We start from the raw sequence: 21,068 nt of genomic DNA on the forward strand, positions 1-21,068 counted from the left end.
TTCGCTTCGAACGTCGAGCCGACATTCACGAAGCGTTCCTCAAACTCGGCTGCTCTCTCGTCTGCTGGAACATCTTCAGGCGCGCTGAGCCGTCTTTGGCGGAGCTGGCCCAGCAGTATGACGTGCACCCGAGCCAGATCACGGAGTGGAAGCAGCAGTTGGCGGAGCATGCCGCGGACGTGTTCGGCGGCGGCAAAATCAGGACTGCGGCCGAGCCGCCGGTGGACGTGAAGGCGCTACATGCAAAGATCGGCCAGCTGACGCTGGAGAATGATTCCTAAGAAACGCCTTCCGCAGGCTGGAGGGAGAAGCCGAACTCGGCTGCTCGCCTGTGCCATTGCTTGATGACACGCTCCTTGTAGCGCTGTTCGTAGTGGTCAGCCCCCGGGTCGGTATATTGCATGCCAAAGCGCATGGCGTTATAGTAAAGGACCGCGATCTTGCGCGCGGTGGCAGTGACGGCTTTGGCCTTGCCAATGCGTGCCGCTAGCCGGCGGTAGAACGCGCCCAGCGCCGTGTTGGTCTTTCCCACCGTGACGGCAGCCAGTCGCTGTGTTGCTCGATCCAGCGGCGCAACTGGTTCGCGTTCACCCCAGCCTTGATTGCCATGCTGGTCACTGATACCCCAGGCCGCAGGCAAGCTTCAACCAACCGCCGCTTGTCGCCCTTGGCAAAGCTGCGCTTGCCGTTGGCGACGACGTTGATCACCCGCAGCGGCAAGAACTCCAATTCGCTCTGGCCCATGAGTTGTGTCCACTAAAAATAGTGGACACAATCCTGCGCCGTCTGCGCTTCTGACGCTATGTGCGGAGAATTTCGCGCTTACACTGATTCGCAATCTAATCTCAGGGCGCCTTGCTAAAGCGAATCGACCGTCCAACATCAATCAATTCATACTATTGAAGAAATCGATATTGTAGTATGTAAGCCACGATTCTTACTGTGTAATGTCCTCGCAATCTGTCAGTCATCTTCCGATTTCTATACTCGGCGCACGAATTTAGTCACTGACTTAATGAGAGGAGAAGCAATGAAGATTTGTCGCATAGCAGCCGCGACGCTCGGCATGTTCGCAGGCACGGCGGTCGCTCAAACCAGCGTGACGCTCTACGGTGTCGCAGACGCCGGCATTGAGTATCTCAACAATGTACCGTCCGCCTCTGGCGGCTCGAATCAGATCCGCATGACATCCGGCAACATGTCCACATCCCGCTGGGGTATTCGCGGGGTGGAAGACCTTGGTGGCGGACTACAGGCAGTCTTCGACCTCGAGAGTGGAATCTCCTTCGACAACGGTGCGCAGAACAACAGCACCAGACTTTTTGATCGAGGTGCTTTCGTTGGTCTGCGCAGCAAGTATGGAACGCTTACCCTGGGTCGCCAAACGACGCCTTTGTATGATACGGCAATTCAACTGGACCCGATGGGATTCGCTCCTCGCTACTCCCTCTTCAAGAGCGACGACGTAATCGCAGGCCGTGCCGACAATGCCGTCAAGTACCGCGGAAAATTTGGCGGCCTGACGGCATCCGGTCTGTACAGCTTCAGTCGAACAGGAGGCGGGGAGGTTCCGGGCAATTACAAGGTTGACCGCAATCTCGGCGTCTCTCTGATGTATGAATCTGGCGCATTCGCCGTGGGCGCCGTGTATGACCAGTTTGAAGGCACCTCGGTGGCGACCGCCAACCAAAGAGACCGCCGCGCTCTGGTTGGCGCAAGCTACGCGATTGGTCCAGCGAAGGCATTCATCGGCTACCGTTGGTACAACGGTAACGTTGGAACGCTGCCGACCACCCGTTCGAATCTTTACTGGGCAGGCCTGCGCTATAGCCTGACGCCGGCGCTGACTCTTGTCGGTGCAGCGTACTACACGGATACGCGCGACTCGAATGCAGATCCGTTCCTGTTCGTGGCGTCAGCAGACTATGCTCTTTCCAAGCGCACGGACGTCTACATGAACGTGGGATATGCACTGAATCGCGGCAACTCCCAGTTGGGCGTGAACGGCTTCAACTCGTCCACGGGCGCGCCCAACAATGTCGTTCCTGGGAAGGACCAGACCGGGGCGATCATTGGTGTGCGTCACAGGTTCTGAGGTCCTGAAGGAAGAATCGACACTCCCTTGTCAACGCAAGAGAGTTTTGGCCTCCGCATGGAGGCCATTTTTTCAGCATTTCTCGATACATGACGGAATCGTAATCAATAAGTCATTTATCCGTGGGTGGTCATTTTTTACACTTGAATCATGGCGAAACAAAAGGACTCGCCAACTCGACTAGGAGCGCGCGCATCGGGCCTCGCGATACCTTCACGGACGGCGGACGCAAGCCGATGTCGGACATCAACTAACTGTTCGAGTTTACCGCGGCGCGCGCACTCTAACGCCACGGTGGACTCAACAGATTGGGTGGAATTCACCACCTCATGGTGCCCTATCGCCGCTAGTTGGCGAAGGCTTCGAGACCTGCACTAAATGCAGGTCTTTTTTTATGGAAGAGCTTGAGGCACTAGACCCTGGATGACAGGGCGAGACTCTCATTGCCCCACCAGCGTGCGCGCGTCGGTCACGTGGCCGCGATACGCTTCGAAGATGCGGCGCAGCGCCTGCTCCATGGTGACCTCGGGCTTCCAGCCCAGCTCTTCGATGGTGTGGTCGATCTTGGGCACGCGGTGCTGCACATCCTGGTAGCCCTTGCCGTAGAAGTCGCCTGACGAGGTCTCGACGATCTGCGTCTTGCGGGCTTCCTCGGCGTATTCCGGATAGTCGGCGGCCATCTTCAGCATCATCTCGGCCAGCTCGCGCACCGAGTGGATATTGCCCGGGTTGCCGATATTGAAGATCTTGCCGGTGGCGATGCCGTTGGGATTCTCGATGATGCGCATCAGCGCGCTGAGGCCGTCGGCGATATCGGCAAAGGCACGCTTCTGCGCGCCGCCGTCGACCAGCTTGATCGGCTCGCCGCGCACGATATGGCCGAGGAACTGCGTCACCACGCGCGACGAACCTTCCTTCGATTCAAAGATCGAGTCCAGCCCGGCGCCGATCCAGTTGAACGGGCGGAACAGCGTGTAGTTCAGCCCCTGCTCCATGCCATAGGCGTGGATCACGCGGTCCATCAGCTGCTTGGAGCAGGCATAGATCCAGCGAGGCTTGTTGATCGGGCCATAGACCAGCGGCGAGGCTTCCGGGTCGAATTCCTCATCGGCGCACATGCCGTAGACCTCGGAGGTCGACGGGAACACCAGGTGCTTGCCGTACTTGACCGCGGCGCGCACGATCGGCAGGTTGGCCTCGAAGTCCAGCTCGAACACGCGCAGCGGCTGGCGCACGTAGGTGGCGGGCGTGGCGATGGCCACCAGCGGCAGGACCACGTCGCACTTGCGGATGTTGTACTCGATCCACTCCTTGTTGATGGTGATGTCACCCTCGAAGAAGTGCATGCGCGGGTGCTCGACGAGGTCGCCCAGGCGGTCCGTCGACATGTCCATGCCGTAGACTTCCCACGGCGTGGTTTCGAGGATGCGGCGCGTCAGGTGATGGCCGATGAAGCCGTTGACGCCGAGAATTAAGACCTTCTTCATATTGCTAACGCTCCATAGAAATCCGTAGATGGACTACATACTCTTGTTTGATGCTGTACGGAGTGGATGACAGGTATCTCCATCGGTCCGACAGCGTTGGGCTTGTCAATCCCGAGGCCCAAGGCCTCGGCGTCGGAAACAAATTGCCCCGCAACGCGGGCAATACTCGAGAACACCTAGTGTAAAGCACGGCGCTCATCCGCCAGTAAACAGTTTGCTGCGCTCGATATAGACACGCACACCAGAAGCACCCGGCATCTCTGGCATCAGCATGCCGAGATCCACGTTAGTTCCGGAAATGCTCTCTGTGAACGTCCATGCGGCCACCTTTTCGCCGGAACGAAATGCCACGGTTTCGCCAGATTCCACATTCACGTACCGCATGCCTGGTACCACAGCAACTGTGCGGGTTGCGTATGATTGCTGCGCGGGCGAACCGAACAGCGCTGCGTGGCGGTTTACGGGGGACGGACTTCGCATCTCCGCTTGGGCTACCAGTTGTTGCGTGCCCATCCCTACCCCATAAGCACTCGAAAGACTGCCAAGCGCGACCGCGGCGAATACCATTGCCGTTCCTTTCACGTTCATTGTCGTACTCCTTTCACATACACATCTTCCATAGATGCAGTGTATGAACGTCCGAGGGTCAGCATCCTTGCTGCGGTGTTACGTTTTGGCAATCTCGATCGTTGAATCCTCGGTGCGTCGGCCGAACGCCAGGTTGTTCGGTCTCGTAGTGGGGAACCATAGCCTGAATCGCGTCGCTCCATTGGGTTCACTTACAACCTCAGCGCGGCCGCCGTGCAGGTCCATAATCGACCGCACAATCGAAAGTCCTAGCCCTGTTGACTGTGATGAATTTGATCGGGCCGCGTCTCCTCGATAGAAACGCTCAAAGATAAACGCCAAATCCCCCTCGGAAATTGTGTCGCCCCAGTTCGCGACCTCGATGAGACAGCCGCTCTCCTCTTTTACAACCGTAAGCTTGATGATAGTTTCCGGCCGTGCGTGCCGAACAGCATTCGAGAGAAGATTATGGATTGCGCGTTGGAACAGGATGCTATCCACATCCAAATTGGCATCTCCGCTCACCTCTATGGCTATGCCGCGCTCTTCGGCAAGCACTTCGAAGTAGGCAGAAAGCTTCTTCAGTTCTCGATGCAAAGAGATCGTGGTCACATCCAAGGTGACTTTTGCACTATCCGCGCGCGCTAGGAAAAGCATCGCATCAATCATTCTCGCTAGTCGCTGGTATTCCAAAAGACCTTCTTCGATTAAACCAATATATTCGATCGATGTCCGATCACGCGACAGCGCCACTTCGGCATGACCGATCAAATTGTTCAACGGTGTGCGCAAGTCGTGAGCAAGATCGGCGGAGAATCTTGAGAGCTTGACATAGCCATCTTCGAGTCGTTGGAGCATTGCGTTGAAGGCCCTAGCGATATCTTGCACTTCGGTAGGCTTGAACGGAATTTCGACGCGGTAACTGAGGCGCTCGACGCTGATCCTGTTGATCTGCTTGATCAGCGCGTGAGTTGGCTGTAACTCGCGGCGCGTGATAGCGGCACCTGCCATCGCTGTCAGCACAACGCCAATCGTCGTGCCGAGCAGTAGCGTGGTTCGAAAGCGCCCAGTGACCTCTCGCCTATCTTCGCCAGTCGCGCCAATGACTACATTTACTCGGGTGCCGTCCTTGCCAAGCACAGCGTCGGCTGACCGTATCAATCCCGTAAAGGGGTCCCCGCCGTCGCGTCTAGGCTGGCCGACGTCTCGCGGAGATCCATCTGAGGTGCTGAAGAGCAGCCGGCCGTCCCGCGCGGAAACGCGAACGATCAAATCGGCATAGCCCCTCACCATGTCGTCAAACCTGTGTTGGGCAGCGGGCACGTCCTCGATGCCATCGACCTCCCGCAGAAAGTGTTCAACTTGCTCGAGCTTGCCTCGAATCACCTCATCGTCACGGGATTCGAGCTGCACGGCGAGCGAATAGTATGCGAAGGCTCCCATACTCGCTAGCGCAACCGACACGACCAGAGCGAAAAACAGTGCAAGACGCCCTGTCAGGGAAAGGGGCATCACCGACTTACCTTGCAACATGTCCTACCGCTTGCGATCGGGGTCCAGCACGTAGCCCATGCCGCGCACTGTGTGAATGAGCTTCTCATCGAACGGATCATCGACCTTCGCACGCAATCGCCGAATAGCGACATCCACCACGTTGGTATCGGTATCGAAATTCACGTCCCATACCTGCGATGCGATTGTCGTACGAGAAAGGACCTCTCCCCGCCGACGCATCAGCAAATGCAGCAAGGTAAACTCTTGGTTGGTTAGTTCAATGCGATCGGAGCCTCGGTAGACGCGGCGCCCCAACACGTCGATTTCTAAGTCAGCGATGCGCAGCCGCTCCGACTCCTTCGCCGTGCTCTGCCGCAGACAACGCCGAATACGAGCCAACAGCTCAGCGAAGGCGAAAGGCTTGACTAGGTAGTCGTCCGCGCCCATCTCGAATCCTTTCACACGATCCGCCACCTCATCGAGCGCAGTAAGAAACAGAACCGGTGTATCTCCCTTGGCCCGAATTGCCTTAATCACTGCCCACCCATCGGCGCCCGGTAGCATGACATCGAGAATGATCACATCATAGTTCGTCACTTCGCTCATGTGGATGCCGTCGCCACCAGTCGTCGCTATGTCAACCACGAAGCCGGACTCCGTCAGCCCCTTCTGCAAATACTCGGCCGTACGTGCCTCATCTTCCACCACCAGCACCCGCACTCTAGTTATCTCCTTGCAGGTTTGAACTTGTACCGTGGACCCCTCGCCAAAAGGCAACGTGCTCCTGCGATGCCGCTTGAGCACATGGCGACAGTTCGAACTGGATAGTCACGTGGTGAATATCGAAATCTTCCGCCAGCATGGATCGTAAGGCCGGCAACATTTCTACTTCCGGATTGAGTGTTGGGTCATTGACGATATGCACGCTCAGACTCGCTTTGCCAGTCGTCAAGGCCCAGACGTGCAGATCATGGAAGCTTTTGACCCCCGTGACCTGTGTGAGTCCTTCCTCCAAGCGTGCCAGATCTATGCCTTCCGGTACGCCCTCAAGAAGGATATTGAGGCTTGACTTAAGCAAAATCCAGGTTCTTGGCAATACCCATAATCCGATTAGTACCGCAATGGCCGAATCAACCCATCCCCATCCCGTGAATCGGATGATGATGGCAGCCACGATGACGCCGAGCGAACCTAGCAGATCGCTCCATACCTCCAGGTAGGCCCCCCGTATATTCAGGCTCGCTCCCTGCCTTGCAGACAGCATTCGCATGCTGACAAGGTTCACAATCAGTCCCAGAATGGCCACCCAGAGCATGCCCATCGATTCGATGGACGGCGGTGACTTTAGCCGGACATACGCCTCATACAAGATGTAGATCGCGACACCAAAAAGCAGAAGTGCATTGAATGCCGCCGCCAAGATCTCGAATCTGTAGTACCCGAAAGTGCGCTTCTTATCTGCGGGACGCTTACCAATAGCGATGGCGGCCAAAGCAATCGCCAATGCCACAACATCGGTGAACATATGCGCCGCATCTGAAATCAGCGCGAGGCTATTGGTCAGCACGCCACCAACGACTTCGGCAATCAGAAATGTTCCCGTCAAGGCAAGGGCAATCTTCAATGATCGTTCATTGCCGCCGGTTTGATCATGCGAATGTCCTGCACCCATCTTGGCTCCTTAGATGACTGGGCGGCACCAAGCCGCCCACTTCATGGCCTTATGCTGGCTGTTGACGTTCTTGCCCCTGAAGCTTCTGTCCGGCGGATACCGGCGATTCCTCGGCGTCCTCGTCTTTCCTGTGTGCCAGGCGGTAGAGTACCGGCAACACGAGCAGCGTGAGAGCGGTTGACGATAGAATCCCTCCAATCACCACCGTGGCCAGCGGCCGCTGTACTTCCGCGCCAGTCCCCGTGGCGATCGCCATCGGAACAAAGCCAAGCGAAGCAACTAATGCCGTCATCAGCACCGGACGCAGTCGCGTCAAGGCTCCCAGACGGACCGCGCTGTCTAACGAGTGCCCTTCCTCACGCAACGATCGGATAAACGACAGCATCACGAGGCCGTTCAACACCGCCACGCCGGATAGCGCAATGAACCCCACTGCAGCGGTAATGGATAGCGGAATGCCACGGAGCCACAGTGCCAGAATGCCTCCCGTCAGTGCGAATGGGATGCCAGTGAACACAAGCAAACCATCCTTCACATTGTTGAACATCGCGAAGAGCAGGACAAAAACGAGCATCAACGCGACAGGTACCACTACCTGAAGGCGCATCGTGGCCGATTGCAGTTGCTCAAAGGTGCCGCCCCACGTCATCCAGTACCCGGTGGGAATCTTTACCTGACTCTGGATGGCGGCTTCTGCTTCGGGGACAAACGAACCGATATCCCGTCCACGCACATTCGCGCTTACAACAATTCGACGCTTCCCGTTCTCTCGCGAAATCTGATTGGGACCCGGCGCCAACTCAAGCGTTGCGACTTCGCTTAACGGAATGAAGGTAGTTCTCGCGTCCGCGGCCGCAGCCTTTGGCAGTGGAATCGGCAGCCGTCTGAGCGCCTCAACCTCACCCCGCACTGCTTCCGGGAGCCTGACGATAATGTCAAAGCGCCGATCCCCCTGGAAAAACGTTCCGGACTCTCGGCCGCCCACGCCCGTCGCTACTGCGTCCTGCACATCGCTCATATTGAGACCATAGCGGGCAGCCTTCTCGCGATCAATGTTCACAGTCAGCATCGGCAGACCGGTCGTCTGTTCTACCTTGACTTCCTGTGCCCCTTGGATGCCCTGCAGCACAGCCGCCATCTTCTTCGCGGTCTCGTTCAACACATTGTTGTCGTCACCAAAAATCTTGACGGCGACGTCCGAACGCACGCCTGAAATGAGTTCGTTGAACCGCAGTTGAATAGGTTGGGAGAACTCATAGTTATTGCCAGGAATTTTGCCCGCCTCTTCCTGGATAGCAGCCAGCAGTTCGGCATGCGTCTTTTTCGGGGCCGGCCAATCCTTTTCTGGCTTGAGCATGATGTACCCGTCCGAGATGTTCGGCGGCATCGGGTCGGAGGCGATCTCCGCGGTACCGGTACGTGCGAACACCCGGTCAATCTCGGGGAACTTGGCCTTCAGCGCGACTTCGATCTCCTTCTGCATCTCGACCGATTGCGACAGACTCGTGCCGGGGATGCGCAGCGCCTGAATTGCCATATCCCCTTCATTGAGGTTGGGGATGAACTCGCTACCAAGTCGTGCAGCGACCGCGACACAAAGCACGATGGATACCACCGCAAACGTCAGCACGACGGGAGTGTTCGCCAGCGACTGTTCGAGCACCGGCTCATATCGCCGCTTGGCCCATTGCATGAGGCGGTTCTCCTTCTCGGCGACACGCTCTCCAATGAAGAGCGCCACGGCTGCCGGTACAAAGGTCACGGATAAGATCATCGCACCGAGGAGAGCCAGCACCACCGTGAAAGCCATCGGGTGGAACATTTTGCCCTCCACACCGGTCAGCGCAAAGATTGGCAGATACACAATCATGATGATGAGCTGACCGAAGATCAGCGGTCGCCGCGCTTCCTTTGCCGCCGCGAAGACCTCATGGAACCGTTCCGTACGTGTCAACGGCCGGCGATGGTGTTCCTGGGCGTGCGCAAGGCGACGTACGCAGTTCTCCACGATGACTACTGCCCCGTCAATGATGATGCCGAAGTCGAGCGCCCCGAGGCTCATCAGGTTCGCACTGATCTTGTAGTTCACCATGCCCGTGAACGTGAAAAGCATTGCAAGTGGGATGATGAGCGCCGTAATCAGTGCCGCCCGAATGTTGCCAAGGAACAGGAACAGGATAACGATGACCAGCACGGCCCCCTCAAGAAGGTTCTTCTTGACGGTGGCGATAGCCTTGTCCACCAGACGCGTCCGATCATAGACCGTCACGATCTTGACGCCTTCGGGCATCGTACGGTTGACAGCTGCGACTTTCTCGTCGACGGCCTGAGAGACTGCACGACTGTTTTCGCCAATCAGCATGAAGACCGTACCAAGGACGACTTCCTTGCCGTTCTCCGTGGCGGCACCGGTGCGCAACTCCTTGCCAATTTCCACATCGCCGATATCGCGGATTCGAATGGGTTGACCCTGTGCCGTTCCAACGATGATGTTTCGGATGTCGTCTTCAGATCTGACTTGGCCAGGCGCGCGAACGAGATACTGCTCACCGCGGCGCTCGATATAGCCGGCACCTACGTTGTCGTTATTCTTGTTCAGTGCAGTGACCACGTCGGTTAGCGTTAGCCCATAGGAAGCAAGCCGTTCGAGACTGGGCGCAACTTGATACTGCTTGTCGAAGCCGCCGATAGTGTTGATCTCCGTGACCCCGGGGACATTCCGCAATTGTGGTCGAACGACCCAGTCCTGTATTTCGCGCAAGTCCGTCGGCGTATATGCCGTGCCATCCGGTTTGCGCGCACCATCCTCAGCCTCAACAGTCCAAAGGTAAATTTCACCAAGGCCCGTTGAAATCGGGCCCATGGCGGGAACCACCCCTTCAGGCAGGCTTTCTTTGGCTTCCTGTATGCGCTGATTCACCAGTTGCCGCGCAAAATAGATATCCGTGCCATCTTTGAAGATGACGGTCACCTGGGACAACCCGTAGCGCGACAGCGACCGAGTTTGTTCCAGTCCGGGCAGACCGGCCATTACGACCTCGATCGGATACGTGACGCGCTGCTCGGTTTCCAGAGGAGAGTAGCCTGGTGCCGACGTATTGATCTGAACTTGGACGTTCGTGATGTCCGGCACCGCATCGATGGGCAGACGCGTATAGTTGTAGACTCCGAGCGCAGCCATCCCGAAGACGGCGAGCAGTACCAGCCATCGCTGCTCGATGGCAAATCGAATGATACGTTCAAACATTGCTGTCTCCGTATCAGTGGCTATGCTCGGCACTGGACTTGCCGAGTTCCGCCTTGAGAACAAAGCTGTTCGCCGCCGCATAGCGAGCTCCGGCCTTCAATCCCTCCACGATCTCGACAGTCTTCCCATTCGAGCGACCCGTTTTCACTGGCTGGATGACAAAGCCCCCTTGCACCGCGACAAACACGACGCTCTGTCCGTCGACGTCCTGGATTGCTTCCGACTGAATGGCGACCGGAACGTCTGCTTCGGCACCAAAGACGCTCACCGTGACGAACAGGCCTGGCCGCCAAGCCATCTGTGGATTCGTCAGCGTTACGCGTGCCTTTGCGGTTCGCGTTTGCTCGCCGAGCAAGGATCCAACATAGGACACCGTGCCGTCGGCTTTGCCTTCGGAGGCTGCCGAACTGATCGTAGCTTTTTCGCCGATGCGCACCTTCTCGACATCCTTGGCTGACACTACAAACTCCGCCCAGACCGAGGAAAGGTCCGACAAGGTAAACACGTTTGCGTTATCCGCTACCGCTTCACCCAACGATATGTGTTTCTCGACGATCATTCCATCAAACGGCGCACGCAGCTCATAGCGATTCAGTGCCGTGGAACTATTGCTGGCACCGATTGCTGTGAGTTTCTGTTGGGCATTCTGCACGCTGATCTGCGCCTCCTGTAGCGCATTGCGTGCTGCAAGATAATCCTGTTCTGCCGAGATTTTCTGCTCCCAAAGCTTCTTCTCCCGGTCGTAGGTAAGGCGGGCCAGGTCAAGTCGCTTCTGCGCCCCGAGCAGTTCGCTGCGCTGGTCAGACAGGGTCGTGCTGGCTATCACAGCGAGCACCTGCCCCTTTTTGACTTGCTGACCAATGTTGGCAGGCACGCTCTCTACCACGCCGGCCAGGCGTGGAATTACGTGGGCAGTTTTATCCTCGTTGAATCGAATTTCACCTGGAAACCGAACCCCAGTCTGGACCTTGGCCGGACCCGCTGTCTGCACCACGACGCCAGTCTTTGCCAGTTGTTCCGCTGTCAGCTCGATCTTGCCCTCTTCCTTCGAGAAGCTGACAGCAAGCGGAGCCGATTGCCCTGGCAATACAACGTTCGCGCTCACGTCAAAAACGTGCGGCTCCTCGATGGTTTGCTGGCTTTCCAACGCATCACGCGAGGTGACGAATTTCAGCGTCTGGGTCTCGCCGGTTGCGTGGACTAGTTTCCCACTTGCGCTCACTCCCTCGGAGACGGATTTGCCTTTCTTAGTCACCCACAGGCGAATGCGTGCCTCGCCCTTCGCTTCGGCCGTACCTATCTCCACGTCGTAGCCATCGCGCGAGAACATCGCGCCACCGTTCGGCCCCTTCTTGACTTCATGGTGCTCGCCATCGGCGTGCGCCTTGTCGTCCTTGTGGTCCGACTCGCTCGACCCATGGTGCTCACCGTCTGAGTGACCCTTGGCCTCGGAATGGCCGCTGTGCTCGTCCGGCGCCGAGCGTCCGGTCAACAGGACTGCGCCGGTAGCAACACTACCGACTAGTACAATGGCTGCGATTGCAGCTTTCTGCTTGTTCGTAATGGCCATGGTTATTGAATCCCGTCTTAGCGTCCCAGAATGCGATCTATCGTTGTCGCTGACTGATAGGTTTGCCCCAGCACACCCAGGTAACGAATTCGTGCTTGAAACAGCGTGCGCTGTGCATCCAGCACATCAAGGTAGTTGAACTTGCCGGCATCGAAACCAATGGTTGCCGCGTTGTACGCCTGCTCCGCAGCCGGAAGAACCGTATCCTTCAACGTCTGAGCTGAGGCGCGGGATACCGACAGCTGATTTGAGGCCTGCAGCAGCCCTCGGGTCAGATTGATTCGGTTTGCCAAGTATTCATCCTGCGCCTTGTCTGCCAGACGAATGGCCTGATACAGGTTGCCCTGATTTCGGTCGAAGATCGGCAGGGGAATGGCGACGCCTATTACGGCCATGTTCCGGTTTGCCTCGTTGTCCCGCTTTGCGCCCAGGCTGACCGTGACATCGGGGTATTGACGACTACGCTCAACGTTAATAACCGCTTGGCGACGATCCATTTCCGCACGACTGGCTGCCACCAACGGGGAATTGTCCAGTTGCTGCTGGAGGGCCTCTGGACCAGGCCTAGAAGGCAACGCGTCCAAATTCCCCTGCGCCTCCGAAAACTGCGGAGCGGCATTTCCCCAAAGGGCCGTTAATGCCTGCCGGGCAGACTGCAGACTTGCCGTAGCCTCGGCCAACTCCAGTTCGGCATTTGCTTGCTCCACGCGTGCCTTCGTCTCGTCGACAGGCGAGATCTTTCCGGCGGCAACTCGCCGTGCGGCGGCCTGAGCGCCGCGTGCGGCAATATCCGCGGAACCGGTCGCCAATTTGACGCGCTCTTGGGCAATCAGTACGGAAAAAAAGCTCTCGATGACTTGCGCCCGTATATCACCTCGGACGCTGGCTAGCGTTGCCTGCGCTAACTCACGGGTTCGCTCCGCGGCGTCGATTCGCGCCGAGCGCTTGCCGCCCAGTTCAATGGGAATATTGACTTGCGCCGTGGATGTCCGGCTGGAGCGGCGCGTATCTTCCACCAGGGTTGCAAGCTCCGGATTTGGAATCGTCCTTGCCTGCATGATGCCACCTTCGGTGGCGTCGAGCTCCTTGGCGGCCGCTGACAAACTGAAGTTACTTGCGGCCGCAAGCGACAGCGCGGCGTCAAGTGTCAACGGCCCGGCGGTCTCTCTCGGGAGGGCCGGAATCGTCGACGTTGCAACCTGCGGTTGCGCTACTGCAAAGGTTGGGCTGAGGAATGCCGCCGCCAGCCCGAGCGGCAGAAATAGTTTTCGCATCGAATTGCACCAAGGTTTTTGCCCGGGAGAACTCGGCGAGACGCAGGAGCACAGAAGTCGTCTCGCCGATTACGCGAGACGGCGCCACTGAGGGCGGTCTGGCGCCCTAGGATTCAACGAAGTGAAGGTTGAAGTGTGCTGACTATTAGCGTGTTCCACGCGCTGCGCATTCGTCAAATCCAAGATTTGTCCGAACATGAACGGTGCCGACACAATGTGGCACACTCCGCAGTCGGTACCGAGCACCGACTTCTTCTCGAAATCAGGCTTGCTTTCCGAGGCTTGGTGACGGTGCTCGTGGTGGCCAGGATGCCAAGGCGCAGACGCCGTCTCATGCTGACAATAGCGCGCCGCTGCCGCCCAGGAGAACTGGACAGGCAGAATAAGCAGCACAAGTATCAGAAAGTAACGTCGCATGCTCTGGAGGCTTCAATCCCGCGAGGGGCTAGCTTGCTAAAGGTCCAACGGTCACGGGTGCAGGAGTACGAAGTTTACCTCAAATACGGCCAGGACCTCATCAAAATTGAGGCGCGATCATCGCTTGCGCTTGGAAGCCGGTCGCCGCTTTGTTCGCTCGAACTGCCTTTTTTTCGGCGTTGGCCCATACTTTCTGCGCAAATAAATTGCGAACCCTACGTAGAGAACGACTAGCCCAGCCAGCATAGCGAGCAAGCTGACTATGACGGACTCCGAAACATGACCGTAGTGCATTGGTGACTCCGGAGCCACATAACTTTGAAGGAGTGGCGTTACCGTGGCGGCTTGGCAAAGTGAGACATACCGCCATTTCAGAGGACCAGAGGACAAGCCGCCAGAAGATGCTCGACTCACCGGTGGTCAGGCGTTCGGCGCGAAGTTTAGTTTCTGCGGATGCTTTTCCGGCCATTATTGCCAAAATGTAATCATTCGTTAATTTTCCACTCTCCATCTGCCGTCATGGGTGCTCGCTCTTCCCTTCCCGGCCACAATGAGCAAACAATAGGCCTCAGCGCGTTGCCAATAGCGCCGAACCATTACCTACCGCCCAGTCAAAGAAATGGACAGGTGCCTCAACTCCTCACCCGGGGGAGCGCGTCCGTCCCTTGTTCCACGCCAGGGTGGCCCGCCAACAGCGGCTTTGTCCGGCATCCGCGGAGGTTCGCTCGAGAGATGAGAGATGAGAGATGAGAGATGAGAGATGAGAGATGAGAGATGAGAGATGAGAGATGAGAGATGAGAGATGAGAGATGAGAGATGCTCGTCATGCTATGCGACGGTGCATTCGAGCCTCGACTATGCCCTGCCATGCACATTCCACGCTGGCCGCGGAACGCGTGGGTTGCGGCCATGCGGTGCCCCCTACACCCCACGTCACGATCGCGGGTGCGCCGCGCGAGGACACCGTCATCGCAGTGCAATCTACCGGTCATGTTTGGAGAACTACAATCGATTGGTCTTATCGTCTGGGTCGATCTAACAGATCTAACGAACGCAGCAAGAGTGGTCGATCATTTGCGCGAGGATCGAGACGGTGCGCAAAGCCTTGGCTAGCAAAGATCGGATCGAATTCTATGCATTTCAGGCCAGCTCGATCGAGCAAGCCGCGGAGAAAGGACGCGCATCTGTAGCGCAAGCGCGCAAGCAGATGCGATCATGGCAGCCTCTGCGAGAGGATTTCCAACAGGTCGCAGCCGCCCACTACGGAACAAGGAAGTGCAGCCTGCAAGACATCATGGACGGGCTTTCACAGCAGACAGCTCACGGAGGCGCGCTAAGCGCCTGGCTGGCGGTCTTGGCATCGGCTAACACGTTCTGCGAATCCGTGCATCAAGCCACCAAGGAAGCCGTAGAACTCACCGAAAGCCAGTTGGCCAACACCGCGACCACCGTTTGGGCAACCCAAAGGCCAAAAGCCCAGTCCGCGCGCGCCTCCGCAAGCTCCAGTCGTGAGCGGATCTGCCACCAGCAGCAGCTTGTTGCTCACGACGCGGTCTCGCGCAGTGGGTTCTATGCGTGGAACGGGCGCAGCCCGAGCCCCCGCCAAGCTCGTTCCGCTGTTACCATGGCCGGGCTTAAGGTTCGAGCGGGTAAATTCGTACCCTTGTCGGGCAGCGCGTCGGTCTCCCGGGCGAACCAAAGCGCGGCTTCTGCAAGTATCTCCCTCTCCATTTTGAGCTGCCCGGTTCTCACGGCGTAGCCGAGCTCCTGGCGCTCGGCACTGGTCAGGCCGTCGTGACGTGTGCCGACGTCACGCTCAGCCTGTGCAACCCAGTTGTAAATGGTCTGAGCCGTGGGTTCGATGCGGCGACCGGCATGGACCAAGTCAAGACAGTGCTGTACGGTGGGCGCGTTTTCGGCATGGTGCGCACCTCCTGCTTACTCAAGATAGGCACTGTCTGAAAAACGGGTCACCTCCACCATTGCGGTTAACGAGACATCACAAAACTAGTCAGCTGGCAAAACTCAAGCATCTGGGAACATGATGGAATGACAGCCCACACGCAACCCCCGCGCTCCTATCTGTAGCCGCTGAGAAAATACCTTAATCAATCCAGCACGGGAGACGGGAACTCCCCCGCCGACTGCCACTGGCTATATCGGCTTTAGGAAAAGCAAGATGCAGCGGACGAGGCGGTCACCTTCCTCCCTGCCCCTTCGGCTTTCCCGCCTTGTCGTGCTCATCGAATTCAGGCTTTGGCCCCTCGTTAGGGTGTTTTTGCGCCGCGTGATCTCTTTGCGCCCGCTGGACGGTCTGCTCGCCAGGAGGATATTCGCTGTTCTTTATCGTCTGGGTACCATCGTGCTTAGATTTTGACAGCTCCTCCTTGACTTCGGCGCGCGTGCGCCCTTGCGTGCCATCCTTGGAGCTTTGCGCAAATACTGGCCCGCAAACAAATACCGTCATCAAGGTGCTGATAAGAACCTTTTTCATAGCCATTACCTCAAAATATCCGCAGTTGTCTCTCTGCTATTCTAATCTCGAATCGCCTTGTATCCTTTGCACGCACATTGACGAAGCATGACAAATTTGACACCTAGACTAGATAATTCTAGCGTCAGCATACCGTAGTGCACGGCTACCATCTGCAACCAAAAGTGACCTTCGAGACAGGTTCGCGCAACAAGTTGCGCGCACTGATAGCTAGGCCACCGAATTTCACACGGCATAGGGAAGGAGTCATCCGCGATGCGGCTGACCTGGCACGCGTTGGCAAAAACACCCTGTTAGCAATCAGCCCTCTTTGTCTCGGTAGGCGAGCAGCCGCAGCGCATTGATGACTACCAATAGCGTCGAGCCCTCGTGCATCGCTACTGCAGGTCCAATACCCAGACCAAGGATCGTCGCAGGCACGAGAAAGGCGACCACACCAAGGCTAATGAATACGTTCTGCAGAATAATTGAGCGCGTGTGTCGGCTCAGCGCGAGCGCGAAAGGTAGGTGCCGCAGGTCGTCAGCCATGAGTGCAACATCCGCCGTTTCCAGTGCCACGTCGGATCCCGCTGCACCCATTGCAATGCCAACCGTCGCATTTGCCATGGCAGGGGCATCGTTCACGCCGTCGCCTACCATGGCAACCTTCGCCTCCCGGCGAAGCTTCCTTATCGCCTCGACCTTGTCTTCAGGCATCAGGTCGCCCCACGCTTCATCAAGTCCGACGTCCTTAGCAATGGCGTCCGCGACCTTCTGATTGTCGCCTGATATCATAATCATACGCTTGATGCCTAGGGCATGTAACCGTTCGAGCGTGACGCGCGCGGTCGCCCGTGGCGTATCCATGAGACCAATGGCCCCGACGTCCTTCTGACCGCGCCGGACGACCATTGTCGTGCGGCCGCGATTGCGTAGCTCTTCAATTGCGGATGCCATGGCCTCACTCAACGGCGCGATGCCGTCGACACCGAACATTTCCGCCTTGCCGATCCATACGGTCTCGCCGTCGAGCCGTGCGGTCACGCCACGCCCCGTCAAGCTCCGCAGGTCGCTAGCCGCGGGAAGGCTCTCCTCCCCCACCCGCTCGCGCCCGTCGCGGGCAATCGCCGCAGCAAGCGGGTGATCGCTTAGCGATTCCACGGCAATGGCAATCCTTAGCAATTCATCCTCGGCACAACCTTCCGCGGGCACGATGTCGGTGATATGAGGACGCCCCTCAGTCAGGGTTCCCGTCTTATCGAACGCAATAGCATTCAACGAGCCGAGATTCTCGAGTGGCGCACCGCCTTTGACCAAAACACCACCGCGCGCCGCCCGTGCCACGCCAGAAAGGACCGCGCTGGGTGTCGCGATGGCCAGCGCGCACGGGCTCGCCGCCACCAACACTGCCATGGCTCGGTAAAAGCTCGCACTGAACGGTTCGTCGATCACCAACCCGGTGAACAGCAGCAGACCAGCAAGTCCCAGCACCGCCGGCACAAATATGCGCTCGAACCTTTCGGTAAAGCGCTGCGTCGGAGATTTCTGAGTTTGGGCCTCGCTGACCATCTTGACAACTTTCGCCAGCGCTGTCTCACCTGACAGGCGCGTCACTTCCACCTCTATGGCCCCGGCGCCGTTAATGGTTCCGGCAAACACGCGCGACTCGGAGCCTACCGCGCCAGGCTTGGCCCGCGCAGTCGCCGCGTCGTTCACCGCGCGCTTGTCGACGGGGATGCTTTCTCCGGTGACCGGTGCCTGGTTTACTGCCGAGGCACCCTTGACAAGAAATCCATCCGCCGGCAGGCGTTCGTTGGGGCGGACAACAACCACATCGCCAATATTCAATTGCTCGACAGGGACATCGCGAGTCTTCCCATCTTGCAGCACGGTAGCCGTGGGGGGCGCAAGTTCAGCCAGCGCCTCTATCGCCTGCTTGGCGCGGCCCATGGCATAGTGCTCCAGCGAGTGGCCAAGACTGAAAAGAAAGAGGAGCAACGCGCCTTCAGCCCAAGCGCCCAACGATGCCGCGCCTGCAGCAGCGACCAACATCAGTATGTCGATCTCAAATTTTTTGAGGCGCAAGTTGTCGACCGCCTCGCGCACCGTGAAGAAACCGCCGCAGAAGTACGCCGCAACATAGCAGGCAATCGGTAGCCAGCCAGCGGCGCCAGCGATCAGTTTTTCGATGGCGAAGCCAACACCCAATAGCGCACCGCATGTGAGCGAAAAGATCAGTTCGGAGTTGCCCCCGAAGAGGCCACCATGGATATGCTCATGATCCTTGCCGCCCCAATCTTGGACGTGCTCCGCGGTGACATGAGCATGGCCAGTATGCTCATCCTTCGCCGCAGGCATAGCGACCTTCTTTGACGCCCCCAACTCTGCAAGCGTTTCCCGGATCCTTGCCTCCGTGACTTGCTCAGCATCAAACTCGGCCCGCACTAAGCCAGTGGGGCTAACCTCTGCTTCCAGCACTCCCGGAAGTACGCGCAGCCGTTGGGCGACGGTGCGCGCGCGGCGCTCATGCGTGACACCCTCTACTTGCCACAGCACGTGCCCAAACCTTTCCGTGATTCGCGCCCCTGCGCTTAGCGCGAGTTCACGAATCCGCGCAAGGGGAACAACGGCGGGATCATAATGAACACAGAGTTGTGCCGGTTCCTGCGCAGCCGCGGGTCTGACATGCACCTTCTCAACGCCATCCCGGCCATGCAATTCGCCGATCAGCCGCGCCACGCAAGCATCCGCGGCATCGACTACATCCGGCAACAGGATTGGGATATCCATGCGTAGCTTCTCGGTCATTGCTCACGTCCTTTGCTCAAGATGTTTCTTACCTCAACGATCGGCTATCCTGGAAATTTATGCTTTCCCAATGAAACAGGTTTGAATTTAACCACGGGGTAGCGCGGTGCAACAACACAACATGGGGCGCGGCAGCGTCCCCTAGTCCGAAGTTTGAGGACCCGAAACGCAGCTAAGCAAGAGATGGCGCGCCTTTGCGCCATTTTTTGCGTCCTATTTGTTCCCATGTAAATCGTTCGATGTTTGGCGAGATTTGCCTTGAATTACGGGCCTCGTTGGCTATGCTTTAGCCCATGTATATCGAGACCGTCCCCAATCGAAACTCCCCGCCCGCGATCCTCCTGCGTGAGGGCTATCGTGAGGGCGGCAAGGTCGTCAAACGCACTCTCGCCAATCTGTCCCACTGGGATCCGCAACTCATCGAACACTTCCGCATCCTGCTCAAGGGCGGCGTTGCCGTTGAGTCGACCCAGGCGCCGATGAGCATCGAGCGGTCGCTGCCGCATGGCCATGTGGCCGCCGTGCTGGGCATCGCCCGGCGCTGCGGCCTCGCCAAACTGCTTGACCCTGCGCCCGCCCCGGTGCGCTCACTGGTGCTGGCCGCTCGGCGAGGCGCAGCCGCGCATTGAGCGCAGCCTGGCCCGCCAGCATCTGAGCAACGGCGTGCTGGTGCTCTATGACCTCACCTCGACATGGGTCACCGGCCGACACTGCGCGCTTGCCCGCTACGGCTACTCGCGCGACGGCAAACGCGATGACCCGCAGATCGTGTTTGGCTTGCTGTGCGCCGCCGACGGGTGTCCGGTGGCGGTCGAGGTGTTTGCCGGCAACACCGCCGATCCGGCCACGCTAGTGCAGTGTTCCATTCTGTTTGGAACTTAAGCGGCGGTTGGCGCGAATGACTTTCTGCAAGATGTCGCGAGCGCTCTTGGTCCAGATGAATGGCTTGGGGTTGGTGTTGTGGTGAGCAATGTATTCGCTGATGGCGGCGACCAGTTCCGGCACGCTGGTGAATACGCCGCGGCGAAGTCGCTCGGTCGTGATGTCCCGAAAGAACCGCTCGACCATGTTCAGCCATGACGCCGAGGTGGGCGTGAAGTGCATGTTGAAGCGCGGATGCTTGACCAGCCAGTCTTGCACCGCAGGATGCTTGTGCGTGGCGTAGTTGTCGGCGATCAGATGCAGCGTTTTGTCCTTGGGCGTCTCGCGGTCGATCTTGCGCAGGAACTTCAACCACTCGGTATGGCGGTGGCGCTGCTGGCACTGGGCAATGACCTGGCCATCGAGCACGTTGAGCGCGGCAAACAGCGTGGTCGTGCCATTGCGCTTGTAATCGTGGGTCATGGTGGCCGCGCGCCCCTTCTTCAACGGCAGCCCGGGCTGTGTGCGATCCAATGCCTGCACCTGGCTCTTCTCGTCGCAGCACAGCACCAGCGCGTGCTCTGGTGGCGACATGTACAGGCCCACGATGTCCTCAAGCTTCTCGACGAACTTCGGATCGCGCGAGACCTTGAAGCCGCGCACGATGTGCGGCTTCAACCCATGGGCGTGCCAATGGCGCATGATGGTGCTGGCGCTCACGCCCAACTCGGCGGCCATCTTGCGCGTGCTCCAGTGCGTGGCCGCCACGGGCTTGGCTTGAGTGGTCAGCTCCACCAACCGCGCCGTGTCCACCTTCACCGGCGGCGCACCGCGCGGCAAGTCGCGTTCGATCCCGGCCAGCCCCGATTGCGCATACCGCTCACGCCAACGCGAGACCTGCACGCGTCCGACTCCCAACTGCTCGGCGATGTCCTTGTTCTGCATTCCGTTGGCGGCCAGCAGCACGATACGCGCGCGCTGCACCAGCCTAACGCTCGTGAGCTTCGACCGAACCAGCCTCGTCAACTTGGTTCGCTCCTCGTCGGTCAACATGATCTCGGTGGCAACTCGCACTCGCTCTCTCCACGCTGTGTCGCAGTAGC

General features: G+C 58.2%; 16 protein-coding genes and 3 pseudogenes. 5 read left to right on the plus strand and 14 right to left on the minus strand.

Annotated features, from left to right (window positions below):
* Positions 1-95: pseudogene (locus AB1I47_RS28025) on the plus strand (IS5/IS1182 family transposase); the annotation flags it as partial.
* Positions 93-275, plus strand: a pseudogene (locus AB1I47_RS28030) (transposase); the annotation flags it as partial. The pseudogenes AB1I47_RS28025 and AB1I47_RS28030, both read left to right, overlap by 3 nt.
* A 2-nt stretch (positions 276-277) precedes the next feature.
* Here the strand turns inward: AB1I47_RS28030 and AB1I47_RS28035 are convergent.
* Together AB1I47_RS28035 and AB1I47_RS28040 are read right to left on the minus strand one after the other, a co-directional pair.
* The gene (locus AB1I47_RS28035) at positions 278-532 is read right to left on the minus strand and encodes a hypothetical protein (RefSeq protein ID WP_354686965.1); all 255 of its coding nucleotides are present in this window, start codon (positions 530-532) and stop codon (positions 278-280) included.
* Positions 487-744, minus strand: a complete 258-nt coding sequence (locus AB1I47_RS28040; RefSeq protein ID WP_407935923.1) for a transposase — start codon at positions 742-744, stop codon at positions 487-489. Before AB1I47_RS28040 ends, AB1I47_RS28035 begins: the two co-directional genes overlap by 46 nt.
* Positions 745-1,030: 286 nt before the next feature.
* Here AB1I47_RS28040 and AB1I47_RS28045 point away from each other — a divergent pair, with 286 nt between their 5' ends.
* A complete protein-coding gene (locus AB1I47_RS28045) occupies positions 1,031-2,095 on the plus strand; it encodes a porin (RefSeq protein WP_354686966.1) in 1,065 nt (354 codons plus the stop codon).
* A 440-nt stretch (positions 2,096-2,535) separates the two neighbouring features.
* On the opposite strand, the gene AB1I47_RS28050 is transcribed toward AB1I47_RS28045, so the two are convergent.
* The 9 genes from AB1I47_RS28050 to czcI all read right to left on the minus strand — a co-directional run bounded on the left by AB1I47_RS28050 (position 2,536) and on the right by czcI (position 13,823).
* On the minus strand, positions 2,536-3,582 hold the full coding sequence (locus AB1I47_RS28050; protein ID WP_354686967.1) for a bifunctional UDP-4-keto-pentose/UDP-xylose synthase: 1,047 nt from the start codon (positions 3,580-3,582) through the stop codon (positions 2,536-2,538).
* Between the two features lie 195 nt (positions 3,583-3,777).
* Complete coding sequence (locus AB1I47_RS28055) at positions 3,778-4,170, minus strand: CzcE family metal-binding protein (protein ID WP_354686968.1); 393 nt, start codon at positions 4,168-4,170, stop codon at positions 3,778-3,780.
* 78 nt (positions 4,171-4,248) lie between these two features.
* The gene (locus AB1I47_RS28060) at positions 4,249-5,682 is read right to left on the minus strand and encodes a heavy metal sensor histidine kinase (RefSeq protein ID WP_354686969.1); all 1,434 of its coding nucleotides are present in this window, start codon (positions 5,680-5,682) and stop codon (positions 4,249-4,251) included.
* A gap of 3 nt (positions 5,683-5,685) precedes the next feature.
* Positions 5,686-6,363 carry a heavy metal response regulator transcription factor gene (locus tag AB1I47_RS28065; RefSeq protein ID WP_354686970.1) on the minus strand — a complete coding sequence of 226 codons (678 nt, stop codon included), beginning with the start codon at positions 6,361-6,363 and terminating at the stop codon, positions 5,686-5,688.
* Position 6,364: 1 nt separating this feature from the next.
* Complete coding sequence (locus AB1I47_RS28070; RefSeq protein WP_354686971.1) at positions 6,365-7,315, minus strand: cation diffusion facilitator family transporter; 951 nt, start codon at positions 7,313-7,315, stop codon at positions 6,365-6,367.
* A 49-nt stretch (positions 7,316-7,364) separates the two neighbouring features.
* On the minus strand, positions 7,365-10,562 hold the full coding sequence (locus AB1I47_RS28075; RefSeq protein ID WP_354686972.1) for an efflux RND transporter permease subunit: 3,198 nt from the start codon (positions 10,560-10,562) through the stop codon (positions 7,365-7,367).
* A gap of 13 nt (positions 10,563-10,575) precedes the next feature.
* The gene (locus AB1I47_RS28080; RefSeq protein ID WP_354686973.1) at positions 10,576-12,132 is read right to left on the minus strand and encodes an efflux RND transporter periplasmic adaptor subunit; all 1,557 of its coding nucleotides are present in this window, start codon (positions 12,130-12,132) and stop codon (positions 10,576-10,578) included.
* 17 nt (positions 12,133-12,149) lie between these two features.
* Positions 12,150-13,406 (minus strand): TolC family protein, encoded by a 1,257-nt coding sequence (locus AB1I47_RS28085; RefSeq protein WP_354686974.1) that lies wholly within the window; start codon positions 13,404-13,406, stop codon positions 12,150-12,152.
* A gap of 69 nt (positions 13,407-13,475) precedes the next feature.
* Positions 13,476-13,823 carry a cation efflux protein, CzcI family gene (gene czcI, locus AB1I47_RS28090; protein WP_354686975.1) on the minus strand — a complete coding sequence of 116 codons (348 nt, stop codon included), beginning with the start codon at positions 13,821-13,823 and terminating at the stop codon, positions 13,476-13,478.
* Positions 13,824-14,916: 1,093 nt separating this feature from the next.
* On the opposite strand from czcI, the gene AB1I47_RS28095 reads away from it, so the two are divergent.
* Complete coding sequence (locus AB1I47_RS28095) at positions 14,917-15,582, plus strand: hypothetical protein (RefSeq protein WP_354686976.1); 666 nt, start codon at positions 14,917-14,919, stop codon at positions 15,580-15,582.
* A gap of 438 nt (positions 15,583-16,020) precedes the next feature.
* Here AB1I47_RS28095 and AB1I47_RS28100 read toward each other — a convergent pair whose 3' ends face one another.
* Positions 16,021-16,317 (minus strand): DUF4148 domain-containing protein, encoded by a 297-nt coding sequence (locus AB1I47_RS28100; RefSeq protein WP_354686977.1) that lies wholly within the window; start codon positions 16,315-16,317, stop codon positions 16,021-16,023.
* Positions 16,318-16,617: 300 nt separating this feature from the next.
* Complete coding sequence (locus tag AB1I47_RS28105) at positions 16,618-19,104, minus strand: heavy metal translocating P-type ATPase (RefSeq protein WP_354686978.1); 2,487 nt, start codon at positions 19,102-19,104, stop codon at positions 16,618-16,620.
* 293 nt (positions 19,105-19,397) lie between these two features.
* On the opposite strand from AB1I47_RS28105, the pseudogene AB1I47_RS33960 reads away from it, so the two are divergent.
* A pseudogene (locus tag AB1I47_RS33960) lies at positions 19,398-19,956 on the plus strand (IS1634 family transposase); the annotation flags it as partial.
* On the opposite strand, the gene AB1I47_RS28120 reads toward AB1I47_RS33960, so the two are convergent.
* Complete coding sequence (locus AB1I47_RS28120) at positions 19,954-21,039, minus strand: IS630 family transposase (RefSeq protein ID WP_407935924.1); 1,086 nt, start codon at positions 21,037-21,039, stop codon at positions 19,954-19,956. The pseudogene AB1I47_RS33960 and the gene AB1I47_RS28120 sit on opposite strands and share 3 nt — an antisense overlap.
* Positions 21,040-21,068: the final 29 nt, after the last annotated feature.

Origin of the sequence: Cupriavidus necator, from assembly GCF_040578825.1 — a bacterium.
GTDB classification, from domain to species: Bacteria; Pseudomonadota; Gammaproteobacteria; order Burkholderiales; family Burkholderiaceae; genus Cupriavidus; species Cupriavidus necator_E.

Bases quoted from the DNA above. Each gene is read 5' to 3' on its own strand.
- AB1I47_RS28040 (WP_407935923.1), bottom strand. From the start codon at position 744: ATGGGCCAGAGCGAATTGGAGTTCTTGCCGCTGCGGGTGATCAACGTC.
- AB1I47_RS28045 (WP_354686966.1), top strand. From the start codon at position 1,031: ATGAAGATTTGTCGCATAGCAGCCGCGACGCTCGGCATGTTCGCAGGC.
- AB1I47_RS28050 (WP_354686967.1), bottom strand. From the start codon at position 3,582: ATGAAGAAGGTCTTAATTCTCGGCGTCAACGGCTTCATCGGCCATCAC.
- AB1I47_RS28055 (WP_354686968.1), bottom strand. From the start codon at position 4,170: ATGAACGTGAAAGGAACGGCAATGGTATTCGCCGCGGTCGCGCTTGGC.
- AB1I47_RS28060 (WP_354686969.1), bottom strand. From the start codon at position 5,682: ATGTTGCAAGGTAAGTCGGTGATGCCCCTTTCCCTGACAGGGCGTCTT.
- AB1I47_RS28070 (WP_354686971.1), bottom strand. From the start codon at position 7,315: ATGGGTGCAGGACATTCGCATGATCAAACCGGCGGCAATGAACGATCA.
- AB1I47_RS28075 (WP_354686972.1), bottom strand. From the start codon at position 10,562: ATGTTTGAACGTATCATTCGATTTGCCATCGAGCAGCGATGGCTGGTA.
- AB1I47_RS28080 (WP_354686973.1), bottom strand. From the start codon at position 12,132: ATGGCCATTACGAACAAGCAGAAAGCTGCAATCGCAGCCATTGTACTA.
- AB1I47_RS28085 (WP_354686974.1), bottom strand. From the start codon at position 13,406: ATGCGAAAACTATTTCTGCCGCTCGGGCTGGCGGCGGCATTCCTCAGC.
- czcI (WP_354686975.1), bottom strand. From the start codon at position 13,823: ATGCGACGTTACTTTCTGATACTTGTGCTGCTTATTCTGCCTGTCCAG.
- AB1I47_RS28100 (WP_354686977.1), bottom strand. From the start codon at position 16,317: ATGAAAAAGGTTCTTATCAGCACCTTGATGACGGTATTTGTTTGCGGG.
- AB1I47_RS28105 (WP_354686978.1), bottom strand. From the start codon at position 19,104: ATGACCGAGAAGCTACGCATGGATATCCCAATCCTGTTGCCGGATGTA.